This is a genomic window from Sphingobium sp. Ant17 (genome assembly GCF_000588875.1).
Taxonomy (GTDB): domain Bacteria; phylum Pseudomonadota; class Alphaproteobacteria; order Sphingomonadales; family Sphingomonadaceae; genus Sphingobium.
The window spans coordinates 175,757-196,956 of the sequence record NZ_JEMV01000002.1; the positions used below are offsets into that span (position 1 = coordinate 175,757).

General features: G+C 62.5%; 24 protein-coding genes and 2 pseudogenes. 14 read left to right on the forward strand and 12 right to left on the reverse strand.

Annotated elements, in window-relative coordinates; all coding sequences use genetic code 11:
• Nucleotides 1-51 precede the first annotated feature (51 nt).
• Nucleotides 52-1,542 carry a DUF2142 domain-containing protein gene (locus tag BF95_RS02065; protein ID WP_043148976.1) on the forward strand — a complete coding sequence of 497 codons (1,491 nt, stop codon included), beginning with the start codon at nt 52-54 and terminating at the stop codon, nt 1,540-1,542.
• On the opposite strand, the gene BF95_RS02070 is transcribed toward BF95_RS02065, so the two are convergent.
• Genes BF95_RS02070 through BF95_RS02085 form a run of 4 tightly spaced genes read right to left on the reverse strand, consistent with a single transcriptional unit; the run spans nt 1,522 to nt 5,251 of the window.
• On the reverse strand, nt 1,522-2,154 hold the full coding sequence (locus tag BF95_RS02070; protein WP_043148977.1) for a phosphatase PAP2 family protein: 633 nt from the start codon (nt 2,152-2,154) through the stop codon (nt 1,522-1,524). The two genes, BF95_RS02065 and BF95_RS02070, sit on opposite strands and share 21 nt — an antisense overlap.
• On the reverse strand, nt 2,132-3,529 hold the full coding sequence (lpdA, locus tag BF95_RS02075) for a dihydrolipoyl dehydrogenase (RefSeq protein WP_043148978.1): 1,398 nt from the start codon (nt 3,527-3,529) through the stop codon (nt 2,132-2,134). Before lpdA ends, BF95_RS02070 begins: the two co-directional genes overlap by 23 nt.
• Nucleotides 3,530-3,551: 22 nt before the next feature.
• Nucleotides 3,552-3,953, reverse strand: a complete 402-nt coding sequence (locus BF95_RS02080) for an acyl-CoA thioesterase (protein WP_043148980.1) — start codon at nt 3,951-3,953, stop codon at nt 3,552-3,554.
• Complete coding sequence (locus BF95_RS02085) at nt 3,953-5,251, reverse strand: pyruvate dehydrogenase complex dihydrolipoamide acetyltransferase (protein WP_043148981.1); 1,299 nt, start codon at nt 5,249-5,251, stop codon at nt 3,953-3,955. Before BF95_RS02085 ends, BF95_RS02080 begins: the two co-directional genes overlap by 1 nt.
• Before the next feature lie 185 nt (nt 5,252-5,436).
• Between BF95_RS02085 and BF95_RS02090 the strand changes: the two genes are divergently transcribed.
• The 5 genes from BF95_RS02090 to BF95_RS02110 all read left to right on the forward strand — a co-directional run bounded on the left by BF95_RS02090 (nt 5,437) and on the right by BF95_RS02110 (nt 8,918).
• The gene (locus tag BF95_RS02090; protein WP_043148982.1) at nt 5,437-5,892 is read left to right on the forward strand and encodes a universal stress protein; all 456 of its coding nucleotides are present in this window, start codon (nt 5,437-5,439) and stop codon (nt 5,890-5,892) included.
• A 42-nt stretch (nt 5,893-5,934) separates the two neighbouring features.
• Entirely contained in the window at nt 5,935-6,285 is a 351-nt protein-coding gene (locus tag BF95_RS02095) for a hypothetical protein (RefSeq protein WP_043148984.1), read from the forward strand.
• A gap of 33 nt (nt 6,286-6,318) precedes the next feature.
• Nucleotides 6,319-6,984 carry a response regulator transcription factor gene (locus tag BF95_RS02100; RefSeq protein WP_043148986.1) on the forward strand — a complete coding sequence of 222 codons (666 nt, stop codon included), beginning with the start codon at nt 6,319-6,321 and terminating at the stop codon, nt 6,982-6,984.
• 206 nt (nt 6,985-7,190) lie between these two features.
• Complete coding sequence (locus tag BF95_RS02105; RefSeq protein WP_043148988.1) at nt 7,191-8,495, forward strand: sensor histidine kinase; 1,305 nt, start codon at nt 7,191-7,193, stop codon at nt 8,493-8,495.
• 69 nt (nt 8,496-8,564) lie between these two features.
• Nucleotides 8,565-8,918, forward strand: a complete 354-nt coding sequence (locus BF95_RS02110; protein ID WP_043148989.1) for a YbaN family protein — start codon at nt 8,565-8,567, stop codon at nt 8,916-8,918.
• A 6-nt stretch (nt 8,919-8,924) separates the two neighbouring features.
• Here BF95_RS02110 and BF95_RS02115 read toward each other — a convergent pair whose 3' ends face one another.
• Complete coding sequence (locus BF95_RS02115; protein ID WP_043148990.1) at nt 8,925-9,389, reverse strand: EF-hand domain-containing protein; 465 nt, start codon at nt 9,387-9,389, stop codon at nt 8,925-8,927.
• A gap of 45 nt (nt 9,390-9,434) precedes the next feature.
• Nucleotides 9,435-10,088 carry a squalene/phytoene synthase family protein gene (locus BF95_RS02120; protein WP_043149082.1) on the reverse strand — a complete coding sequence of 218 codons (654 nt, stop codon included), beginning with the start codon at nt 10,086-10,088 and terminating at the stop codon, nt 9,435-9,437.
• Nucleotides 10,089-10,233: 145 nt separating this feature from the next.
• Between BF95_RS02120 and BF95_RS02125 the strand changes: the two genes are divergently transcribed.
• Genes BF95_RS02125 through BF95_RS02135 form a run of 3 tightly spaced genes read left to right on the forward strand, consistent with a single transcriptional unit; the run spans nt 10,234 to nt 13,144 of the window.
• Nucleotides 10,234-11,904 carry a TadE/TadG family type IV pilus assembly protein gene (locus tag BF95_RS02125; protein ID WP_081764003.1) on the forward strand — a complete coding sequence of 557 codons (1,671 nt, stop codon included), beginning with the start codon at nt 10,234-10,236 and terminating at the stop codon, nt 11,902-11,904.
• On the forward strand, nt 11,901-12,497 hold the full coding sequence (locus BF95_RS02130; RefSeq protein ID WP_043148994.1) for a TadE/TadG family type IV pilus assembly protein: 597 nt from the start codon (nt 11,901-11,903) through the stop codon (nt 12,495-12,497). The genes BF95_RS02125 and BF95_RS02130 overlap by 4 nt, the downstream gene beginning before the upstream one ends.
• 2 nt (nt 12,498-12,499) lie before the next feature.
• The gene (locus BF95_RS02135) at nt 12,500-13,144 is read left to right on the forward strand and encodes a TadE/TadG family type IV pilus assembly protein (protein WP_051519814.1); all 645 of its coding nucleotides are present in this window, start codon (nt 12,500-12,502) and stop codon (nt 13,142-13,144) included.
• Between the two features lie 21 nt (nt 13,145-13,165).
• Here BF95_RS02135 and BF95_RS02140 read toward each other — a convergent pair whose 3' ends face one another.
• From BF95_RS02140 to eno, 4 genes and pseudogenes are all read right to left on the reverse strand, one after another.
• Entirely contained in the window at nt 13,166-14,530 is a 1,365-nt protein-coding gene (locus BF95_RS02140) for a pyruvate dehydrogenase complex E1 component subunit beta (protein WP_043148997.1), read from the reverse strand.
• The gene (gene pdhA / locus BF95_RS02145; protein WP_043148999.1) at nt 14,530-15,603 is read right to left on the reverse strand and encodes a pyruvate dehydrogenase (acetyl-transferring) E1 component subunit alpha; all 1,074 of its coding nucleotides are present in this window, start codon (nt 15,601-15,603) and stop codon (nt 14,530-14,532) included. Before pdhA ends, BF95_RS02140 begins: the two co-directional genes overlap by 1 nt.
• Before the next feature lie 136 nt (nt 15,604-15,739).
• Nucleotides 15,740-16,050: pseudogene (locus tag BF95_RS02150) on the reverse strand (FtsB family cell division protein).
• Nucleotides 16,051-16,126: 76 nt separating this feature from the next.
• Nucleotides 16,127-17,401: a phosphopyruvate hydratase gene (eno, locus tag BF95_RS02155; RefSeq protein WP_043149084.1), complete on the reverse strand. Its 1,275-nt coding sequence runs from the start codon at nt 17,399-17,401 to the stop codon at nt 16,127-16,129.
• 240 nt (nt 17,402-17,641) lie between these two features.
• Between eno and BF95_RS02160 the strand changes: the two genes are divergently transcribed.
• The 5 genes from BF95_RS02160 to BF95_RS02180 all read left to right on the forward strand — a co-directional run bounded on the left by BF95_RS02160 (nt 17,642) and on the right by BF95_RS02180 (nt 19,941).
• Entirely contained in the window at nt 17,642-18,229 is a 588-nt protein-coding gene (locus BF95_RS02160; protein ID WP_043149001.1) for a hypothetical protein, read from the forward strand.
• Nucleotides 18,230-18,307: 78 nt separating this feature from the next.
• Entirely contained in the window at nt 18,308-18,691 is a 384-nt protein-coding gene (locus tag BF95_RS02165; protein WP_152542524.1) for a phage holin family protein, read from the forward strand.
• Nucleotides 18,688-19,011: a hypothetical protein gene (locus BF95_RS02170; RefSeq protein ID WP_043149004.1), complete on the forward strand. Its 324-nt coding sequence runs from the start codon at nt 18,688-18,690 to the stop codon at nt 19,009-19,011. The genes BF95_RS02165 and BF95_RS02170 overlap by 4 nt, the downstream gene beginning before the upstream one ends.
• Entirely contained in the window at nt 19,004-19,612 is a 609-nt protein-coding gene (locus BF95_RS02175) for a hypothetical protein (RefSeq protein WP_043149005.1), read from the forward strand. The genes BF95_RS02170 and BF95_RS02175 overlap by 8 nt, the downstream gene beginning before the upstream one ends.
• A 104-nt stretch (nt 19,613-19,716) precedes the next feature.
• The gene (locus BF95_RS02180) at nt 19,717-19,941 is read left to right on the forward strand and encodes a DUF4170 domain-containing protein (protein WP_037473495.1); all 225 of its coding nucleotides are present in this window, start codon (nt 19,717-19,719) and stop codon (nt 19,939-19,941) included.
• Nucleotides 19,942-19,996: 55 nt separating this feature from the next.
• Here the strand turns inward: BF95_RS02180 and BF95_RS02185 are convergent.
• Nucleotides 19,997-20,634: pseudogene (locus BF95_RS02185) on the reverse strand (rhomboid family intramembrane serine protease).
• A 25-nt stretch (nt 20,635-20,659) separates the two neighbouring features.
• Complete coding sequence (greA, locus tag BF95_RS02190; RefSeq protein ID WP_043149006.1) at nt 20,660-21,136, reverse strand: transcription elongation factor GreA; 477 nt, start codon at nt 21,134-21,136, stop codon at nt 20,660-20,662.
• Between the last annotated feature and the right edge of the window lie 64 nt (nt 21,137-21,200).

Below are 21,200 nucleotides of genomic sequence, written 5' to 3' on the forward strand. Positions count from 1 at the left end.
TATTAAGGGCTCCCGCTTAGCATCGCGGCCAAAGGGCAAAGTGCGGCGGCGATGCGAAGCGAACGGATCAGGACGAAGACAGGCGCGCCCAGTCCCGACATGCTGGTGGCGGCGCCATGGAGCCGGCTGGAAAGGCTGTTGCTGACCGCGATCGCCATCGCCACTTTATTCTTCACGCTGATCACGCCGCCTTTCCAGGCACCCGATGAAAACCAGCATTATATGAAGGCGCTGCTACTGTCGGAAGGCCGTGTCCTGGCCGAACAGCGGGGCGATCTGATCGGTGCGCCCCTCCCGCGCGCGGCGGTGGCGTTTCATGGCGTCGATTTCCCAACCGATGTCCCCGCAACGCTGCGCCGTTTCGACCGCACGATGCTGGAACAGAGCCCGGACGCGGATGCACGACGGCCGGGCATGGCCTTTGCCGAATTTCCCAACGTCGCGAGTTACGCGCCCAGCCTGTATGCGCCCGGCGCGGTCGGCCTGTATCTGGGCGATGCGCTCGACCTCTCGCGACGCGATGCCTTTTATGTCGGTCGCCTTGTCAATGCGGCGACGGGACTGCTGCTGCTGATTGGCGCGCTGCAACTCCTGCCCTTCGGCCGCAACGCACTGCTGGCGACGGCGCTGCTTCCCACCTTCGCCTATCAAACCGGGTCGCTCTCGCCTGATGCCGTCATCAATGGCCTTGGCTTTCTCGGCCTCGCGCTGGCACTACGGGTCGGATTCATGGGCGCGACCCCGGCCCGTACCGCCGGGCTGTTCGTCACCGCGCCGATTCTGGCCTTGGCCAAAGGCGTCTATCTCCCGCTCATGGCGGCGGGCTTGCGCTGGCCGCAGGACCGCCGTGACCGGCGGCCCTGGCTGCTGATCGGCGCGATGCTGGTGGGCGCGATCGGCTTCATCCTGTGGATGAAATTCTCGGGCGGCAGCCAGGCGCTCTACCATATCCAGTCGCGCCGCACCGGCGAGACGATGATGACCGCGCCGTTGGCCGACCAACTCGCCGTCGTCCTGCGCGATCCGCTGGCTTATGGGCGCGTCCTTATCTCCAGCGTGACCGAGCGTGCGCCGGTCTATGCGCTGCAGATCGTCGGGCGCTTCGGGTGGAACGCGATCCTGCTGCCGCTGATCGCGTATCCGCTGGCGCTGCTGATGCTGGGCGCGGGCGTTGCGACCGGCACGGGCGCGCGTTTCGGCATCGGCCAACGGCTATGGTGGCTGGCGGTGGCGGGCGGCATCGCCCTGCTGATCGAAACCGCCATGTATCTGACCGGCACGCCGCTCGGCGCGGATTATATCCAGGGGACACAGGGCCGCTATTTCCTGCCGATCCTGCCCCTGATCCTGATCGCCTTGTCCCCCGGTCGGCCGATACGCGGTGCGCCGCGCCTATTTGCGGGTGCAGCCTTGCTGCTACTCGGCGTCGCCGCTGCGACGGTCTTCGACAGTTTCTGGGTGCATGGTTTCATCACGACCGACGGGATGCCGCCCCACGACAGCCTCCTCCGCGCGCTGCTGCTACCCTCGCCGCGCTGGTAACCAGACGCGGCACAGCAGCAGCCAGCCAAAGCCTTCGACCCACCCGGCCATCACGTCGCTCGGCCAATGCACCCCCAGCCAGACCCGGCTGACGCCGATCAGCGCGATCATCACGCCCGCCGCCCAATAGACGCTGCGGCGCGCGGCCAGCATCGCCAAAGCGCCGAACAACATCATATTTCCCGCCGCATGGCCGCTCGGGAAACTGTAGCTGTGAACGACATCCAGATGCGGCAGCAGATCGGGGCGCGGCGCGGCGAATAGCTGCTTGAGGATCAGGTTGAGCGCGGTGCCGCCCGCCATCATCAGCGCCAGCCAAAGCGCATCCGCGCGTCGCTGCCGCCAAAGCAACAGGGGGAAAACGATCGCCAATATCGCGATCCTGCCGATCGTATCGCCGATCGCCGTCGCCAGCCGCATCAGCGCAATGGATGGCCCGCCCCAGGCGCTATCCCGCGCCTGGCCCGCTGCTCCCATCAGCCCATTGTTCAGCCCGTCGAGCCACCCGGCCCGCTGCATCCACGCTATGGCAAGCACGCAAAAAAGCGCGAGGACCAAAGCCCCCGCGCCTTTCTGTGCTGTCCAGCGATCAGATATGGATCGCACGCCCATAGGCCGCCAGCACGCTTTCATGCATCGATTCCGAAATGGTCGGATGCGGGAAGACCGTATGCATCAGTTCCGCTTCGGTCGTTTCCAGCGTCTTGCCGATCGTATAGCCCTGGATCATCTCGGTCACTTCCGCGCCGATCATATGGGCACCCAGCAATTCGCCGGTCTTGGCGTCGAACACCGTCTTGGTGAAGCCTTCGGCCTCGCCCAGCGCGATCGCTTTGCCATTGCCGATGAAGGGGAACATGCCGACCTTCACCTCGTAACCCGCTTCCTTCGCCTTCGCCTCGGTCAGGCCGACGCTGGCGATTTGCGGGTGGCAATAGGTGCAGCCGGGAATATTGCGCGGGTCCATCGCATGGGGGTGTTGACCCGCAATCGCCTCGGCCGTGATCACACCCTCATGGCTCGCCTTGTGCGCCAGCCATGGCGGCGCGGTTATGTCGCCGATCGCCCAGACGCCATCGACGTTGGTGCGGCACATCGCATCGGTCTTCAGGAAACCGCGATCGTCCATATCGACGCCCAATTCCTTCAGGCCAATGTCGGCCGTATTGGGAACGATGCCGATGGCGACGATCATATGGCTGAATTCGGCGGCCGTTTCCTTGCCAGCCTTGTCCTTCAGCTTCACCTTGACCCCGGTGTCGCTGACCTGAATGTCGCTGACGCCCGCGCCGGTCAGGATAGTCATGCCCTGCTTCTTGAGAGCCTTTTCCAGGAAGGCCGAGACGTCGGCATCTTCGACCGGAACGATCCGATCCATCATTTCGACCACGGTCACCTCGGCGCCCATGTCATTGTAGAAGCTGGCAAACTCGATGCCAATCGCCCCCGAGCCGATGACCAGCAGCTTGGTCGGCATTTCCGGCGGGGTCATGGCATGGCGGTATGTCCAGACACGCTTGCCATCAGCCGGCGTGCCGGGCAGGTCGCGGGCGCGCGCGCCGGTGGCGACGATGATGTTCTTCGCCGTCAATTCTTCGGTCTTGCCATCCTTGGTGACGGACAGCTTGCCCTTCGCGATGAGCTTGCCCTCGCCCATATGGACGGTGATCTTGTTCTTCTTCATCAGGTGGGTGACACCCTGATTAAGCTGCTTGGCGACACCACGCGACCGCTTCACCACCGCTTCGATGTCGGCCGTGATATTGTCCGCAGCCAGACCATAATCCTTGGCATGCTGCATATAATGGAAAATCTCCGCCGATCGCAGCAGCGCCTTGGTCGGGATGCAGCCCCAATTGAGGCAGATGCCGCCGAGATTTTCACGCTCGACGATGGCGGTCTTGAGGCCCAACTGCGCCGCGCGGATCGCGGCAACATAGCCGCCGGGGCCGGAGCCGAGGACGATGAGATCGTAGGTATCAGCCATGGGTCACACTCGCTTCTTGTAATTAGGCTTCCGCGATCGGCGGAACGGAACGGGGCTGGCGATCCTCGCCGATCGCCACGAAGGTAAAGGTCGCTTGGGTCACGCGATACGATCGGTCGTCATGACGCGCACGACGCCATGCTTCTACCGCGATCTTCATCGACGTGCGCCCCACGGAATTGAGGGTAGCAAACACCGAGACTTCATCGCCGACCACGACTGGGCGCAGGAATGTCATGCCTTCGACGGCGATCGTCACGGCACGGCCATGGCTGTAGCGGGCCGCCACCGAGCCGGCGGCCGAATCCATCAGGCTCATCAGCCAGCCGCCGAAAATATCCCCATAGGGATTGGTATCGGCGGGCATGGCGATGATCCGCACCGCCGGGCTATGCTCCGGTGGCTGCTCGTCGACGAACGGCATCAGGCCAGCATGCCGATCGGGTTTTCGATCAGTTCCTTAAACGCCTTCATCAACCGCGCGCCGTCGGCACCGTCGATGGCGCGGTGGTCGAAGCTGCCGGTGGCCGACATGACGGTGGCGATCTGCAGGCTGTCTTCGACGACATAAGGCCGCTTCTCGCCCGCACCGATCGCCATGATCATGCCCTGGGGCGGGTTGATGACCGCTTCGAACTGCTTGATGCCGAACATGCCCATGTTGGAGAGCGAGGCGGTGCCGCCCTGATATTCCTCCGGCTTGAGCTTGCCGTCCTTGGCGCGACTGGCGAGATCCTTCATCGCATCCGAGATGGCGGCCACGCCCTTGCTGCCTGCATCGGTGATGATCGGGGTGATCAGACCGCCGGGGATCGACACCGCGACCGAAATGTCGGCGCGCTTGAACTGCAGCATCTGGTCGCCTGCAAATTGGACATTGCATTCGGGCACTTCGGCCAATGCGACGCCCAGCGCCTTGATCAGCAAATCATTGACCGACAATTTAACCTTGCGGCTGGCAAGGCCCGCATTGAGGTCGGCGCGCAACTTTAGCAGTTTGTCGAGCTGGATATCGACCGTCAGGTAAATATGCGGAATCTGCTGCTTGGATTCGGTCAGGCGACGCGCGATCGTCTTGCGCATACCGCTGAGTTTGACGACCTCGTGCGGAATACCGAAATCCTGCGCGGCGGTCGGGGTGGCCGGAGTCGGCGCAGCGGGCGCCTTTTCGGCAGGCGCAGCAGTGGCAGCGGCCGATGGGGCGACGCCTTCCTTGGCTCCGTCCAGATCGCCCTTGACGATGCGGCCATTGGGACCGGAACCGGTCACTGCCGCCAGATCGATGCCCTTTTCCTGGGCCAAACGACGCGCAAGCGGGCTGGCCTTGACCCGGCCCTCGGCCGGGGCAGCGGCGGGCGCGGCAGCAGCCTTGGGTGCGGCGGCAGGCGCGGCGGGTTCTTCGGCTTCCGCCTTGGCAAGCGCGGTATCAGCCTTGGGTGCGGCCTCGCCCCCACCAGCCGCGACCGTCGCGACGTCTTCCCCCTCTTCGGCGATGATGGCAATCACGGTGCCGACCTTCACGCCCTCAGAGCCTTCGGATATCAGGATCTTCGCGATCACGCCTTCATCGACCGCCTCGAACTCCATCGTCGCCTTGTCGGTCTCGATTTCCGCCAGCAGATCGCCGGACGATACCGTATCCCCTTCCTTGACCAGCCATTTGGCCAGCGTCCCTTCCTCCATAGTGGGGGACAAAGCGGGCATCTGGATCGTCTTGCTCATGCGTTCGGGGCCTCTTCTGGTTTATGCGGCACGCGCCATTTGCTGTTCGTTTTCACCCATTCGCCGGAACGGTCAAGGGACGCCTTGCACCAAAGCCGATTATGGCCCACATTTCACCCCTATGGTTCGTTCGGCCCGATTGACCGAACGGCATAGCCATTAAATCTTTGCAGGGGCGATAAGAAGTGCGGGCATATCTGGTTGTTGTGGACGAATCGCCGGAGGCCGAAACCGCGCTGCGCTTTGCCGCGCGGCGCGCGGCCAAGACCGGGGGGACGGTTCGCATCCTCGCCCTGATCCCGCCCGCCGAGTTCGTCCAATGGGGTGGCGTGCAGGCAACGATGGAGGATGAGGCTTTGCAACGGGCCGAAGCGCTGGTGACCAGCGCGGCAGGCACGCTCACCGACGAATCCGGCATCCGTCCCAGCATCACCGTGCGCCAGGGCGAAGCCGTCGCGGTCGTGCGCGGAACGCTGGATGAAATGGAGGACGTGGCTGCGCTGGTATTGGGCGCCGCCGCCAGCGGCCCGCCCGGCCCGCTGGTATCGCATTTCGCCGGGGCCGATGCAGGCCGGATGCCCTGCCCGATCATGGTCATCCCCGGCGCGCTCGACGCGGAATCGATCGACCGGCTAAGCTAAGCCACAGCATCGAGACCCACGTCGTCATTCACCACCTGTTCAATGCCCTGCGCCTATGTCATGCCCATGTTCATGAAGTGGAAAATCCTGCCAGCCTCTGTGACGATCGGCATTGGCGCGGCCATGGCGCTGGTAGCGGCCATGCCTGCGGCCGAAGCCGGTGGTCGCCGCGACGAGCAGGACGCTGCTCGACGCGCCATGCTGGACGGGCATGTCATGCCTTTTTCCATGATCAAGCGCCGCGTCGATGCCCAGATGGACGGGGCCGCCTATGTCGGCAGCGAGTTCAACCCTGGTTCCAACCGCTATCGCCTGAAATATGTGAAGGATGGCAAGGTGGTATGGGTTGATGCCGACGGCCGGACAGGCGATATCATCGGCTGGGCGCGCTGACCGCGCTCGCTTTATAATAGAAACGGAAAGCCCATGCGCCTGCTGATCGTCGAGGATGAACCGAATCTGGGCCAGCAGCTCAGGAACACGCTGGAGGGCGCGGGCTATGCCGTCGACCTCGCCACCGATGGCGAAGACGGCCATTTCCTCGGCTCCACTGAAAATTACGACGCGGTCGTGCTCGACCTTGGTCTGCCGACGATCGACGGGCTGACGGTGCTGGACCGCTGGCGCAAGGAAGGCCGCGCCTTTCCGGTGCTGGTGCTGACCGCGCGCGACAGTTGGTCGGACAAGGTCGCGGGCCTCGACGCGGGGGCGGACGATTATCTCGCCAAGCCGTTCCAGAGCGAGGAACTGATCGCCCGGCTGCGCGCGCTGATCCGCCGCGCATCGGGCAATGCGTCGAGCGAACTGACGGCGGGCGACGTTCGCCTCGACACGCGCTCGGGCAAGGTCACGCTCAAGGGCGATCCGGTAAAGCTGACCGCGCAGGAATATAAATTATTGTCCTATCTGCTCCACCACAAGGGCAAGGTGGTCAGCCGCACCGAATTGATCGAACATATATACGACCAGGATTTCGACCGCGATTCCAACACGATCGAAGTGTTCGTGACGCGCATCCGCAAGAAGCTGGGCGCGGACGTCATCACCACCATTCGCGGTTTGGGCTACAGCCTGGACGAGCCGGGGCGCTGATCTGATTTCTCGTCCCGTTCGCCCTGAGCGAAGTCGAAGGGCTCTGCCGAACGCAGTGAGGTGCCTTCGCTCCGCTCAGGAGAGGGCTTCGACAGGCTCAGCCCGAACGGATATGGGGCCGAAGGGACATGGGACAGTCTGACAATAGCATGACCGAACCCCAGTCCCCTCCCCCCGTCCGCTCCACCGGGTCCATCAGCCGCCGGATGATGGGCATTGCTGCGCTGTGGATCAGCGTGTTGCTGCTGGGTGGCGGGGTGGCGCTGGACCGGGTGTTGAGCGACGCGATCACGCGCAATTTCGACGATGGCATGAATTATGTACTGACCGCGATGATCGCGGCGGCCGAGATCGGGCCGGAAGGCGAAGTCTTGTTCAACCGGGAACTCGCCGATCAGCGTTTCCTCGAACCCAATAGCGGGCTTTATTATCAGGTGAGCGCCAAGGGGCATGAGGATTGGCGCTCGCGCTCGCTGTGGGACCGCGCGCTTAAAGTCCCTGCCGAACATCGCGACCGGCATCTGCATGTCTATGACAGCAAACAGTTTCCCGGCGAAGATTTGCGCATCATGGAGCGGAGCGTAGTGCTGCCCGGCTCCGACAGCCGCTGGCTGTTCATGGTCGGCCAGGCGCGGTCCGGGCTGGACGCGCAGATCAAGACGCTTCGCGCGACGCTGTTTCAGAGTTTCGCGCTGCTGGCGCTCGGGCTGTTCGTGCTGGCGACGCTTCAGACCTTCTATGGGCTGCGGCCACTGCGCAAGGTGCGGCAGGAAATCGTGCGGATGCGCGACGGCCAGAAAAGCCGCCTGACCGAACCGATGCCCGCCGAAGTGCTGCCCATGGTCGAGGAACTAAACGCCCTGCTCGCCCATAATGAGCGGCAGGCGGAGGAAGCGCGCACCCATGCCGGCAATCTCGCCCATGCGCTCAAGACCCCGCTGACCGTCATCATGAATGCCGCGACCGCGCAATCGCCCGACCTTGGCGAAGCGGTCATCCGCGAGGCGACGACGATGCGGCGGCAGGTCGACCATCATCTCGCCCGCGCCCGCGCCGTCGGGCGGCGCGGCGCGGCGCAGAGCCGGGCCGAGGTCTGGGCCAGCCTGACCGCCGTCGAGCGCGCGGTGCAGTGCCTTTACCCACACACGCGGGTGGATATGGACGGCGACAAGGCGGCGGCCGTGCGCGTCGAGCGGCAGGATCTGGACGAAATGCTGGGCAACCTCATTGAAAATGCCGCGAAATATGGCGGCGGATCGGTGTTCGCGACGGTCACGCGCGCAGGCGACATGGTGGAGATACTGGTCGAAGATGATGGCATGGGCATCCCCCAGGAAGAGCGCGTCCGCATCTTCGATCGGGGCGTCCGGCTCGATTCGGGTAAGCCGGGCACCGGCCTTGGCCTCGCCATCGTGCGCGATGTCGCCGAAATCTATGGCGGATCGGTGCTATTGGAGGAAAGCGAGGATCTGGGCGGGTTGCTCGCGCGTTTGCGCTTGCCTGCGGCCTGATCTTTTCCTTGCCATCATGGTTCGCAGTTGCGAAACAATAGCAACAACCCCGCTCCCACAGGACCGATCATGCGGCGATATCTCTATTTCATCGCAGGTTGGGCGTCGCTGGGCCTCGGCACGATCGGCGCGTTCCTGCCCTTGCTGCCGACCGTTCCCTTCATGATCCTCGCTGCCTTCTGCTTTGCCCGGTCCAGCCCGAAACTGGAGGCCAAGCTGCTCGATCACAGGCATTTCGGCCCGCATATCCGCCGCTGGCGCGACGGCGGGGCGATCAGCCGCCGGGGCAAGAAGGCCGCGCTGGGTGCTTTCGCCTTCAGTGCCGTGCTGGCGCTGATCCTCTCGCCCTTCCCCTGGTTCCTGATCCCGATCGCCGCTGCACTGATCGGTGGGACGTGGATCTGGACCCGGCCTGAGGCCTGAGTCTTTTCAGCAGCGACATTTGGGTTTCGTGGCGCGCTTGGGCGCGGTCGTGGCGAATTCGGCGGGGGTCAGTTTGCCATCGCCATCGGCGTCCGCTGCGGCGAACCGATCCGATGTCGCCACCGCCCATTCCTCGAAAGACAGCAGGTTGTCGCCATTTTTGTCGAGCGCCTTGAACGCCTTGGTCCGGCTGCCCAGCATTTCGATGCGGGTGATGACCCCGTCGCGATTGCGGTCGTAGCGGGCAAAGCGTCGCTCTTCGCGGCTTTGCGGGCTGGCTTCGGCGGGCATGGGTGGCGCGTCCCCCACTGCGTCGGACCTGCCCTCCGGCAGGCTCTCCACGGCAGGCGGGGGTGGCGCGGCCAGGGCCAGTTGCGGCACAGGATCACTGCTCGCTTGGCCCGACCACCAGAACAGGCCGCCCGCAACCAGCAGCAACGCCGCCATGCCCCCTGCCAGCAATCGCCCCATATGCCCGCTCCCTCGCTCCTGCGGAACGCAGCCTATCGCGTCTGCCTATCGTCCGACAAGCGCGATCCGCAGCAGCCGCCATGCGAGCGAACGCGGCATCCCCAGCGGCGCGCGCCGTCCGGCCAGCACATCCTGATGCGCCAGCGTGGCCACTATCCGCACCGGTTTCCAGCCAAGCGGCCAGCGCGCGCCGTCCATCTGTGGCGCGATTTCCCGCGCGAGCGCCAGCGCGGCGTCGGCCAGTGCCGCGTCGCCGACATGGCCGGCCATATCCCATAAAGCCCAGACCTGCCCCGCCGCGTCCAGCCAGTCCGGCGCATCGGCGGCATCGACCAACGCGCGGAACAGCCCCCCGCCCCGCCCGGCGGCGTAAGCGCGCAGGCCTTCCACGTCGATTTCCGGTTCGACCACCAATATTTCCCAGCCGTCGATCATCGCCACCAGCCCCGGCGCGGCCATCGCGCCCGTCGCGCGCAGCGCATCGACCACCGGCTCGCCGCGCCCCTTGCGCGCGTCGGCATCGTCGATGACGTCATTCCACCAGGCCAGCCGCATCTGCCCGATCGCCGGTTCGCTGGTCGTGCGCGCGACATGGGCGAGCCGCGCGTCGAACGCCCAGAGTGCGCGGTGTCGGCCCGCTCGTGGCCCGGCATGCGCCGCCAGCACAGCGACCAGCGGCGACAGCTCTTCCCCGGCCATGCTCATTTGCGCAAATGTCCGCAGATCAGGCGGGATTGGCGGGTTATCGGTCCTTTAACCATCTTCCTCATACACATTCTAACGAGTGCGCCTGCATAGGCGACAATAATCTGTCCGGCCCGAAGTGGGGGGCGGCGGGCACGACATGGGTGATGGCGGACAAATGGGCAAGCAGATCGAACATCCTGTAGGGTTTCTTCGCCGTTTGGCGAAGAACCAGGCGGGGAACACGCTGGCGATCGTCGCTGCCGCGCTCGTGCCGCTCGCGGGCATGATCGGTGGTGGGCTCGACATCAGCCGGGGCTATCTGAGCCAGACCCGCTTGCAGCAAGCCTGCGACGCCGGAGTGCTCGCCGGGCGGAAATTGATGGGGACCAGTGGCGTCCTGAGCGATGCCGTAACCGCCGAAGTGCGCAAATATGTCAGGTTCAACTACCCCAACAACTATCTCGGCGCGACGTTGCAGGACGCCGATATCGTGCCAACGGTTGGCACGAACGAACAGATCGTTCTCACCGTCTCCACCGCTGTTCCGACCGTCATCATGAAATTGTTCGGTAAGGACGAGATGGCCGTCTCCGCGACGTGCAGCGGGCGCAACGATTATTCGAACATCGATATCGTACTGGTGCTCGATACGACCGGATCAATGGCGTGCAAGCCGGAATATACAGCGACCGAGTGCTCGGATTGGATTGCCGCCTATAGACGAGGTGGCAAGAAAATGACGGTGGATAACAAAACCGTCACTTATGTTTTAGAGCAAACGGAAGGGACTACCAATATCTCCCGTATGGAGGCACTTCGTACCGCCCTGACCAATCTACAAACTCAAATGGCGACGATCGAAAGCCAGTTCAACATGACTGAACAAGGCAAGCGAAAGCGTGTCCGCTGGTCGATCATTCCTTTTTCGCAAATGGTCAATGCTGGCTTCAGTAGGGGAACAGCTAACACCACGCTATATGATCGCAATCCTGGCTGGTTCAATACGACAGGCAGTTACAAGGAAACATCGTGTTACTCGTACCGCGGCCAAATATATTGCTCGGTCGACAAGAACCACAATAATCTTGCGCATGACTCGACGTGGATGACCAACATCTGGGATGGCTGCGTCGAAGAACAGAGCACGAGTAACGCGATCACGTCGAAAACAAGCACTATCCCGTCCACAGCATATGATATGCAGTATAATACGGTGCCGACTTCTACAGCGACGAAATGGACCGTAGCGGACCCGTCGATGACCGGCACCGCACAATATGCCTGCCCGAAGGCCATGCGCGAATTACAGCCCATGACGGCGACGACCTTCAACGACTATTTCAAGCTGACGAATGGCTTTGCAGCCAATGGCGGTACCTATCTCGACATTGGCCTGTTGTGGGCGGCCCGACTGCTGTCGCGCAGCGGCAATTGGGCGTCCGATAACCCGGCAACCTACAATACCTATCCCGTGAACCGCTATGTCATCTTCATGACGGACGGCGAAATGGATACTGGCAGCACAGGTTATGGGGCCTATGCGCAGGAATTCACCTGGAAGCGTATTGCCTCGAACGGCAACGCAACCACGTCCAACACCAATCACACAGCCCGCATGCTGATCACCTGTGCCGCCATCAAGAACATGGCGAGCACGAAAATCTACACCATCTCCTTTGGCGCAGGCTCCGGCTTGACCCAGGATCTCATCGACTGCTCGTCAGGTGCAGAGGATGAATATGCGTTCGAGGCGGCCAATGCGTCCGATCTGAACAACGTCTTTCGCGACATCGGCGAAAATATCGGCTCGCTGAGGCTGGCGCAGTGACGCAACACCCACATCTTTCGCGCAGGCTTGCAGTCGATCAGCGCGGTGCCTCCGTGCCCGAATTCGCGCTGATCCTGATACCCCTGTGCCTCATCCTGTTTGGCGGGTTGGAGATCGGCTATCAAATCTATGTGCGGTCGGTGCTGCTGGGCGCGATGGAACGGGCCACCCGCCTGACGACGCTGCAAACGGTGGACAGCACCGCCGTCGAAACCGACATTGAAGCCACCATCAAGCGCCTGGCCCCCAATGCGACGGTGCGCACGACCAAGGGCAGTTTCCTGCAATATAGCCAGATCAACGCGATGGAACGGCTGACCAAGGACACGAACAATAACGCCACGCTCGATAGCGGCGATTGCTGGGAAGATGTCGATGACAATGGCGTTCGTAACGTGGTGACGGAGGGCAAGACGGGCATCGGCGGTGCGGACGATATCGTGCGGTATAACACCGTCGTCACCTATAACCGTATCCTCCCAATCTATCGCTTCACCGGGATCGGTAATACCGCCACCCTGTCGGCAACCACCATGACCCGGCGCCAGCCCTATGAGCTGCAGAATGTCCTAACCCCCAAGTGCAAGGCATGACCATGGCCATCGGCAAAAAGTTTCGCCGGTCCTATCGCGAAATCCGGCATAATATGGCGGGGGTGGCGGCGATCGAATTTGCGCTGGCGCTGCCCGTTCTCATGGGCCTTACCCTTTACGGTGCCGAAGCCGCCAATATGGCCTACACGTCCCAAAAACTGGGCGACATCGCGACGCTGACCTCCGACAGCGTTTCACGCATCCGCCTCAGCATTTCCAATGGCGATGTGACTGATGCTCTGGGCGGTATCAAGATATTGGGCGACAGTATCGATCTGCGGAACAATGGGCGCATCATCGTTTCCAGCATCGCGCCGGTGCTCGACAATTCGAACAATGTTATCAATCAAAAGCTGCGCTGGCAGCGCTGTTCGGGCGCTCTGGTCAAGACATCGGCCTTTGCCACCACCGAAAACAGCAATATCGGCATTGATGGCATGGGTCCGACGGGTCGCAAAATCGCGGCGACAAAAGGCAGCGAACTAATTTTCGTCGAAGTCTATTATACGTATCGGCCGCTTGTTTCCGCGTCATTCTTCGGCACGCCGCAGATGTCGGCCTTTGCCGCGATGGCCGTCCGCGAGCGGACGGCCAATGATCTATTGACGAATGGCACCAATTCGCCCTGCACCACCTACGCCGCCTGACGGCGGCGTAGGCATGTTGGTTCAGCGATAGCAGACCTTCTTCGCCGCTTCGACCACGCGGGCGGCGTCGATAAGGGCTGCCTTTTCGAGGTTCGCAGCATAGGGGAGTGGCACGTCTTCGTTGGTGACGCGCAGCACCGGGGCATCGAGATCGTCGAAGCCCTTTTCCATCACGACCGCGGCGATTTCCGACGCGATCGAGCAGGTCGGCCAGCCCTCTTCGACCACGACGATGCGGTTGGTCTTCTTGAGGCTTTCCAGAACCGTTGCCGTGTCGAGCGGGCGCAGCGTGCGCAGGTCGATGACCTCCGCATCAATGCCCTCGCCTGCCAGCGTTTCGGCCGCGTCGAGCGCGAGGCCGACGCCGATCGAATAGCTCACGAGCGTCACATCCTTGCCCGGCCGCATGATCCGCGCCTTGCCGATCGGCAAGACATAGTCATCAACCTTGGGCACGTCGAAGCTGCGGCCGTAGAGCAGTTCGTTTTCGAGGAACACGACCGGATCCTGGCTGCGGATCGCCGCCTTGAGCAATCCCTTCGCATCGGCCGCATCATAGGGTGCGATGACGATCAGACCGGGGACGGCAGCATACCAGGGACCATAATTCTGGCTATGCTGCGCGCCGACGCGGCTGGCCGCGCCGTTGGGGCCACGGAACACGATCGGGCAACGCATCTGGCCACCGGACATATAGTTGGTCTTGGCAGCGGAGTTGATGATGTGGTCGATCGCCTGCATGGCGAAGTTGAACGTCATGAACTCGACGATCGGACGCAGGCCGCCCATGGCCGCGCCCGTACCGATGCCGGCAAAGCCATATTCGGTGATCGGCGTGTCGATGACGCGCTTGCCGCCAAATTCATCGAGCAGACCCTGGGTGACTTTGTAGGCGCCCTGATATTCGGCGACTTCTTCCCCGATCACAAACACGCGCTCGTCGGCGCGCATTTCTTCGGCCATCGCGTCGCGCAGCGCTTCGCGAACCGTGGTTTTGACGAACTCGGTGCCTTCGGGCAGGTCCGGGTCGGCGACGGTTGCCTTGGCTTCCGACGCCAACTTGGCGGTCCCGCTTTCGGGTGCCTTGGGCGCTTCGGCCTTGGCGGGCGCTGCCGCCTTGGGCGCGGGCGTGGCGTCCTCGCCCTCTTCCCCCGCCATCGTCGCGATGACGGTGCCGACCTTTACGCCCTCAGTGCCTTCGGCAATCATGATCTGGCCGATCTTGCCTTCGTCGACGGCTTCGAATTCCATCGTCGCCTTGTCGGTTTCAATCTCGGCCAAAATGTCACCGGATTTGACCTCGTCGCCTTCCTTCACCAACCATTTGGCCAGCGTACCCTCTTCCATCGTCGGCGAGAGTGCCGGCATCTTGATTTCGATACCCATTAATATTGCTCCACCAGCACGTCGGTATAGAGTTCGGCCATATCCGGCTCAGGCGAAGATTCTGCGAAATCGGCCGCTTCACTGACGATTTTGCGGATGTCCTGGTCGATCTTCTTGAGTTCGTCCTCGCCCACGCCATGTTCGGCAAGATAGGCCTTGGCACCTTCGATCGGGTCGGACTTGTCGCGCATCGCCTGCACCTCTTCGCGCGAGCGATATTTCGCCGGATCGGACATGGAGTGGCCGCGATAGCGGTAGGTTTTCATTTCCAGCAGGATCGGGCCATTGCCGCCCTGCACCCACTTCAATGCTTCCTCGGTCGCGCCGCGCACGGCCAGCACGTCCATGCCGTTGACCTGGATGCCGGGAATGCGGAAACTTTCGCCCCGGCGATAAAGCTGATCTTCCGCCGAAGAGCGGTTGACGCTGGTGCCCATGGCATATTGATTATTTTCGATCACGAAGATGATCGGCAGCTTCCACAATTCGGCCATGTTGAACGATTCATAGACCTGGCCCTGGTTGGCCGCGCCATCACCGAAATAGGCGACGCACACACCGCCATCACCATTATATTTATGCGCAAAGCCCAGGCCCGCGCCGAGCGACACCTGCGCGCCGACGATGCCGTGGCCGCCGAAGAATTTATGTTCGACGCTGAACATATGCATCGAACCGCCCTTGCCGCGCGAAATGCCAGCGCCACGGCCGGTCAGTTCGGCCATGATGACGTTGGGATCGATGCCATAGGCCAGCATATGGCCATGGTCGCGATAGCCGGTGATCACGCTGTCCTTGCCGGGCACGAGGGCCGACTGAATGCCGACGGCAACCGCTTCCTGCCCGATATAGAGGTGACAAAAGCCGCCGATGAGACCCAGGCCGTACAATTGGCCCGCTTTCTCTTCAAAGCGGCGGATGAGGACCATCTGCCGGTAGAATTCCAGCAATTCTTCCTTGCTGGGTTTATAATCGGTCGGAGTGTCGGGGCGAGGCCGGTTATGGTCCGCGCCGACCGGGCTTTTCGCCTCGGCCTCTGCGCGGGTCGGGCGCGGCGTCGTTGGTTTCGCCAAGGCTCTTATCCTCTTGCGTGGGGTAGGATGGAAGGAAGCCTGATATAGCGATAGAGTTGCATATATTGCAACGGCGGACCCAACGGAATCCGGGCAGCAGCTATAACCTCGCGCTAATATTGGTCGTGGCAAAGGCTCAGTTGAGCGGCACGATCACTTCATCATGATGGATGACGCCGAGTTGGCGACGGATCAACTCATCGGACAGGTCGGGATCGACCCGGCGTGGGTTCAGCAGATCGACCCGGTTGCGCAGGTCCGCCCGGGCATCCTGCACACGCTTGAGCTCCGCCTTCGCCGCGCCGAGCTGCCGCGAATAGTCGCCCCAGGCAAGGATGCCGTTCGAGCCCACGACGACATAGCCCGCGAAGGACAGCAGCAGCAGCAGCGCAATCGCAGGGCCAAGGCCGAAAATAAAAGAAGACGAAGCTTCGCGATGTGCGCCATAGCCCACAAGAATCACAAGAAAAGGTCGGCCGCAAGCGAATTTTATCGAACTTGCGGCCAACCGAAGGAAAGCCGATCAGCGGAAGATGGAGCGTCCGGCATAGACGGCGACATCGCCCAGTTCTTCCTCGATGCGGATGAGCTGGTTATATTTGGCGAGCCGATCGGAACGCGCGAGCGATCCGGTCTTGATCTGGCCACAGTTGGTGGCGACGGCGAGGTCCGCGATCGTCGCATCCTCGGTCTCGCCCGACCGGTGCGACATGACGGCGGTGTAGCGCGCGCGGTGCGCCATATCGACTGCCGCCAGCGTTTCCGTCAGCGTGCCGATCTGGTTGACCTTGACCAGCAGCGAGTTGGCCAGCCCCATGTCGATGCCCATCGACAGGCGCTTGGGATTGGTGACGAACAGATCATCGCCGACCAGCTGCACCGATCCGCCAATCTTGTCGGTCAGCGCCTTCCAGCCTTCGAAATCATCCTCGCCCATGCCGTCCTCGATCGACTTGATCGGATAGTCGGCGCACAGGGCGGCGAGATAGTCGGCCATTTCGACGGGGCTGAGCGACAGGCCTTCGCCCGAAATCTCGTACTTGCCGTTCTTGAAGAATTCCGTCGCGGCGCAATCGAGCGCCAGCATGACGTCGTCGCCCGGCTTGTAGCCCGCCTTTTCGACCGACAACATGATGAAGTCGAGCGCATCGCGGGTCGAGGCGATGTTGGGCGCAAACCCGCCTTCGTCGCCGACCGATGTCGCCAGCCCCTTGTCGTACAGGCCCTTCTTGAGCGTGTGAAAGATTTCCGACCCGATCCGCACGGCGTCGGCGATGCTTTCGGCACCGACCGGCATGATCATGAATTCCTGGAAATCGATCGGGTTGTCGGCATGTTCGCCACCGTTGATGATGTTCATCATCGGCACTGGCAGTACATGCGCGGACACGCCACCGACATAGCGATAGAGCGGCAAACCGCGCGCGTCCGCCGCAGCCTTCGCCACCGCCAGGCTGACGCCCAAGATGGCGTTGGCACCCAGGTTCGATTTATTGTCGGTTCCGTCGAGCGCGATCATCGCGGCATCGACTTCACCCTGGTCCTCGGCGTCGAAACCGATCAGCTCTCCGGCGATTTCGTCATTGACGGTATCGACCGCCTTCAGCACGCCCTTGCCCATATAGCGGCTCTTGTCGCCGTCGCGCTTTTCCACCGCTTCATAGGCACCGGTCGATGCGCCCGACGGGACGGCGGCGCGGCCGAAGCTGCCATCTTCCAGCATGACGTCGACTTCGATGGTGGGGTTGCCCCGGCTGTCGAGGATCTGGCGGGCGTGAATGTCGAGAATGGCGGTCATGATCGCTCCCTGCACTGGCGATGGGCTGGCGACCATGGTGGCTGCCCGTCCCTGTTTGTCCGCGCTCCGCTTAGCCAGCGCCCCGATGCTTGGCAATGCAGGGTTGCAAGGATCGTAAAAATGCCGATGCTCGAAAATGTAACGGCAACGGAACTGTAAGCCGCTGCGGAGCATTAGGAATATAACAACCTGCCGCCTCGTGCGGCGCACCATGCTGCATCAAGAGGGAGATTGAGGACGATGGTCGACACCCCGGAAACCCAGCCTGCAAAGCGCGGACGTCCAGCCAAGGTCAAGCCAGTGGACGACACCATGGCGGCGATTGCCGTGAAGGCCGAACCGCTCAAAACGGCGGCGACCGAAAAGGCCGCTGCAGCCGAAACTGCTGCCAAGAGCCTGTCCGACCAAATCGCACCGATCAAGGAACAGGCAGAAAAGGCCGCCAAAGCCGCTGCCGAGAAATTGAATGCGGTCGATTGGAAAGCCCATATCGACCCGATCAAGGAACAGGCCGGCAAGACCGCCAAGTCCGCCGCAGGCATTGCGAAGGACAAGACCGGCACGGCCATGCAAAACCTGTCCAAGCTGATCGCCGACACGGCGGGCACAGTGGACGCGAAACTCGGCCCGCAATATGGCGATTATGCACGCCAAGCCGCCGAACAGGTGGCCGGTGCCGCAAACAGCCTCGACAGCAAGGATGTCGATGCGTTGATGGCCGAAGCACGGGATTTCGTGCGGAAAAGCCCGGCGGTCGCAATCGGTGCGGCGGCCGTGGTCGGCTTCGTGTTGATGCGCCTTGCCAAAGGGTCTGACGATAAGGCCTGACGGTCTGGCTTTCCCGTCACTGACACTAAAGGCTCCGGTTCCGGGGCGGAGGATCTATTGACACAAGAGCCAGCGGATATGGCGGTAACGCCGAACGCCGAACAACCGGAACTAAACAGCGGTGAAGAGGGCACGCGCACCGAAAGTGTGCGCGATGTCTTCTCCCGCCTCTATGCGGATGGCCGCGCCTATGCCGCCGCCGAAGCCGATCGACAAAAACTGCGCCTGAGCCTTGTCGGCATCGGTGTCCGCAACGCAGCCGTGCTTGGGTTGGTGGCGTTGATGTTGGCTTTTGCCAGCATCGTATCATTGCTGGTGGGTCTGATCATTGCTTTGTCCCGCCATATCGAACCGCTATGGGCGACGCTGATCGTCACGGGCGGCGGGCTGGTCGTAACGATCGCGCTGCTGCTGCTGGCGAAGGGCTGCATTACCCGCATGAAGAAGGCGATCACGCCATGACACAGGAACTGGCCTATCGCGAAGCCTGTGCGCGCGCCACGCTGGCCCGGGCACAGATGATGTCGAGCGCTACCGAGGCCAAGGCCCGGATCGCGCCGGCCCGTTTGGTGCAGGATGTGAAGGACAAGGCGACTGGCACCGTGTTGGGTGCCGTGGCCCAGGGCGCGGCCAAGGCCCATCAACGCCCGGTCGCTGTTGGCGCGGCCGCTGCGGCCTTCGCGCTTTTTCTCGCACGGCGGCCGATCGCGGCACTTTTCGAACGTTTATACGTTCGCATAAGGAACACCCCAACAGATATGCCGGAGAATGACCATGGCTGACGTTCGTGCCCAAGTTAATCGTGCCCGTGATGCAGCGAATGACGCTGCCACGACGGCCACGGGCCGTATCCGCGAAACCACTGCCAAGGCGCGCGAAGGCGCGGGCGAATTGGTCCAGACCGGTCGCGACAAAGCTGGCATGGCCTATGGCGATGCCCGCGACAAGACGCAGCGCGTTGCAACCCGCGCCAACCAGATCGTGCAGGACCATCCCGTCGCCGCCGTCGCTGGCGCAATCGCCGTCGGTGCCGTCGTCGCGTGGATGTTCCCCAAGAGCCGCGCGATGATGAAAGCGCTGCCGGGCCTCGCCGTCACCGCCGGATCGCGCGTTGCCGAAGCGGCCGTCGCGGCCCGCGTGGCGGCTGCCGAAGGCGCTGAAACCGTCAAGACCAATGCCGCCCATGCACTGCATAACGCTGGCGACGCTGCCTCGCATGCGCTGCACAGCGCTACCGACGCCGCCGCGCATGCGCGCGACAATCTCGCATCGGCCGATCTGTCAGCCAAGGCATCGAAGCTGGCCGACGACGTGACATCGCTTGTTGCGCATCGCATCGAAGCGTTGGGCGATGCCGTCAAGGCGCGGTTGCCCAAAAGCTAATCGCGCACGCAGTAAAAGCATGCCAACAAGGCTTTAGTCCCCCTTGGATGGGACGTGCGGCGCTGCTAGGGTCGCCGCCCATCCAAGGGAGATAATAGAACGCCATGAGCAAAATGCATCTGGTGCTGGGCGGTCGCGTAACCGATCCGCAGACGCTCGAATTTCAAGACCTCAGCAAAGTCGACCTGGTCGGCGTATTTCCTGATTATGCCTCGGCCGAAAAGGCCTGGCGTGGCGCGGCGCAGCGGACGGTGGATGACGCTGAAATGCGCTATGTGATCGTGCATCTTCACCGCCTGCTCGAACCCGAATTGCCCAAGGCAGATTAAGCAACGACCATAGCCGTTTCCTGGCGAGCCCGGGGGACGGCTATTTTTTTGGCAATCAGTTGACCGCGCTTGGCCGCTTGCGGAAGCGCCATCGCAGCAATGGCCGGGTCAGCGCCAGCCCGGCGAGAAATCCCCCAATATGCGCGGCAACCGCAATCTGCCCCAGATCGCCCATGCCGCCGGCGGTGGCAAAGCCAATCATCAACTGGAGCGCGATCCAGCCGCCAGCCAGCCAGGCGAGACGCACGATATTGGCCGAAAACGGCCCGATCCGGCGCACCTGTTGCTGGCTGTAGAGCAAGGCGTAGGTCGCCACGACCGCTGAAATGGCCCCGCTCGCCCCGACCATCGGGCCGGTCGAGCCTGGATCGACCAGCCACTGCGCTCCGCAGGCCGCATAAGCGCCCACGCCATAAAGCAGCAGCGTCGGCCCCTTCCCCAGCACATGTTCGACATGCCGCCCGCAAAAGACGAGCATCAGCAGGTTGAATCCAACATGCAGCCACCCGGCGTGGATCAGCGTGCAGGTGAGCGGCGTCAGCCACCAGGCACCGCCGCCAGCCCAGCGAGCAGTTCTGGATCACCGACCCGCGCGGGGATGAACCCGCCCAAGACCGCTGCATTGTCGATATTCCCCGTCAGATACAGGATCAGGAACACGGCGAAGCTGATCGCCGCGATCCCGTTCGTCATGGGGCCAGCAGGCAATTTCACGGGATCAGATGAACTCGATTTTTTCGACCGAGTAGAATTTGTCGCCCGACGGCACCGAAACCTCAACATCCTCGCCGACCGTGCGCCCAATCAGGGCACGACCCAGCGGGCTGTTGTACGAGATCATGCCCGCCTTGGCATCCGCCTCGGCCTGGCCGACGATCTGATATTTCACCGGCTTGTCATCTTCTTCAAGCAAAGTCACGGTTGCGCCGAACACGATCTTATTGCCTGACAGCGTCGCGGGATCGATGATCTGCGCGCGCGACAGCTTGTCTTCCAGATCGTTGATCGTGGCCTCTACCTGGCCCTGCCGTTCCTTGGCGGCATGATATTCCGCATTCTCGGAAAGGTCGCCATGGGCGCGCGCTTCCTCGATGGCGTCCACGATCAGGGGCCGTTCGGCCTTGAGTTCGCGCAGCTGCGTATTGAGCTTGTCATAGCCCATCTGCAGCATCGGCATCTTCTCAACGGTCGCCATTATGCAAATCCTTCGTCAAAACTTCCCTTTGGCGGCCCGAACAGCGGGCCGCCCGCAGCATGCT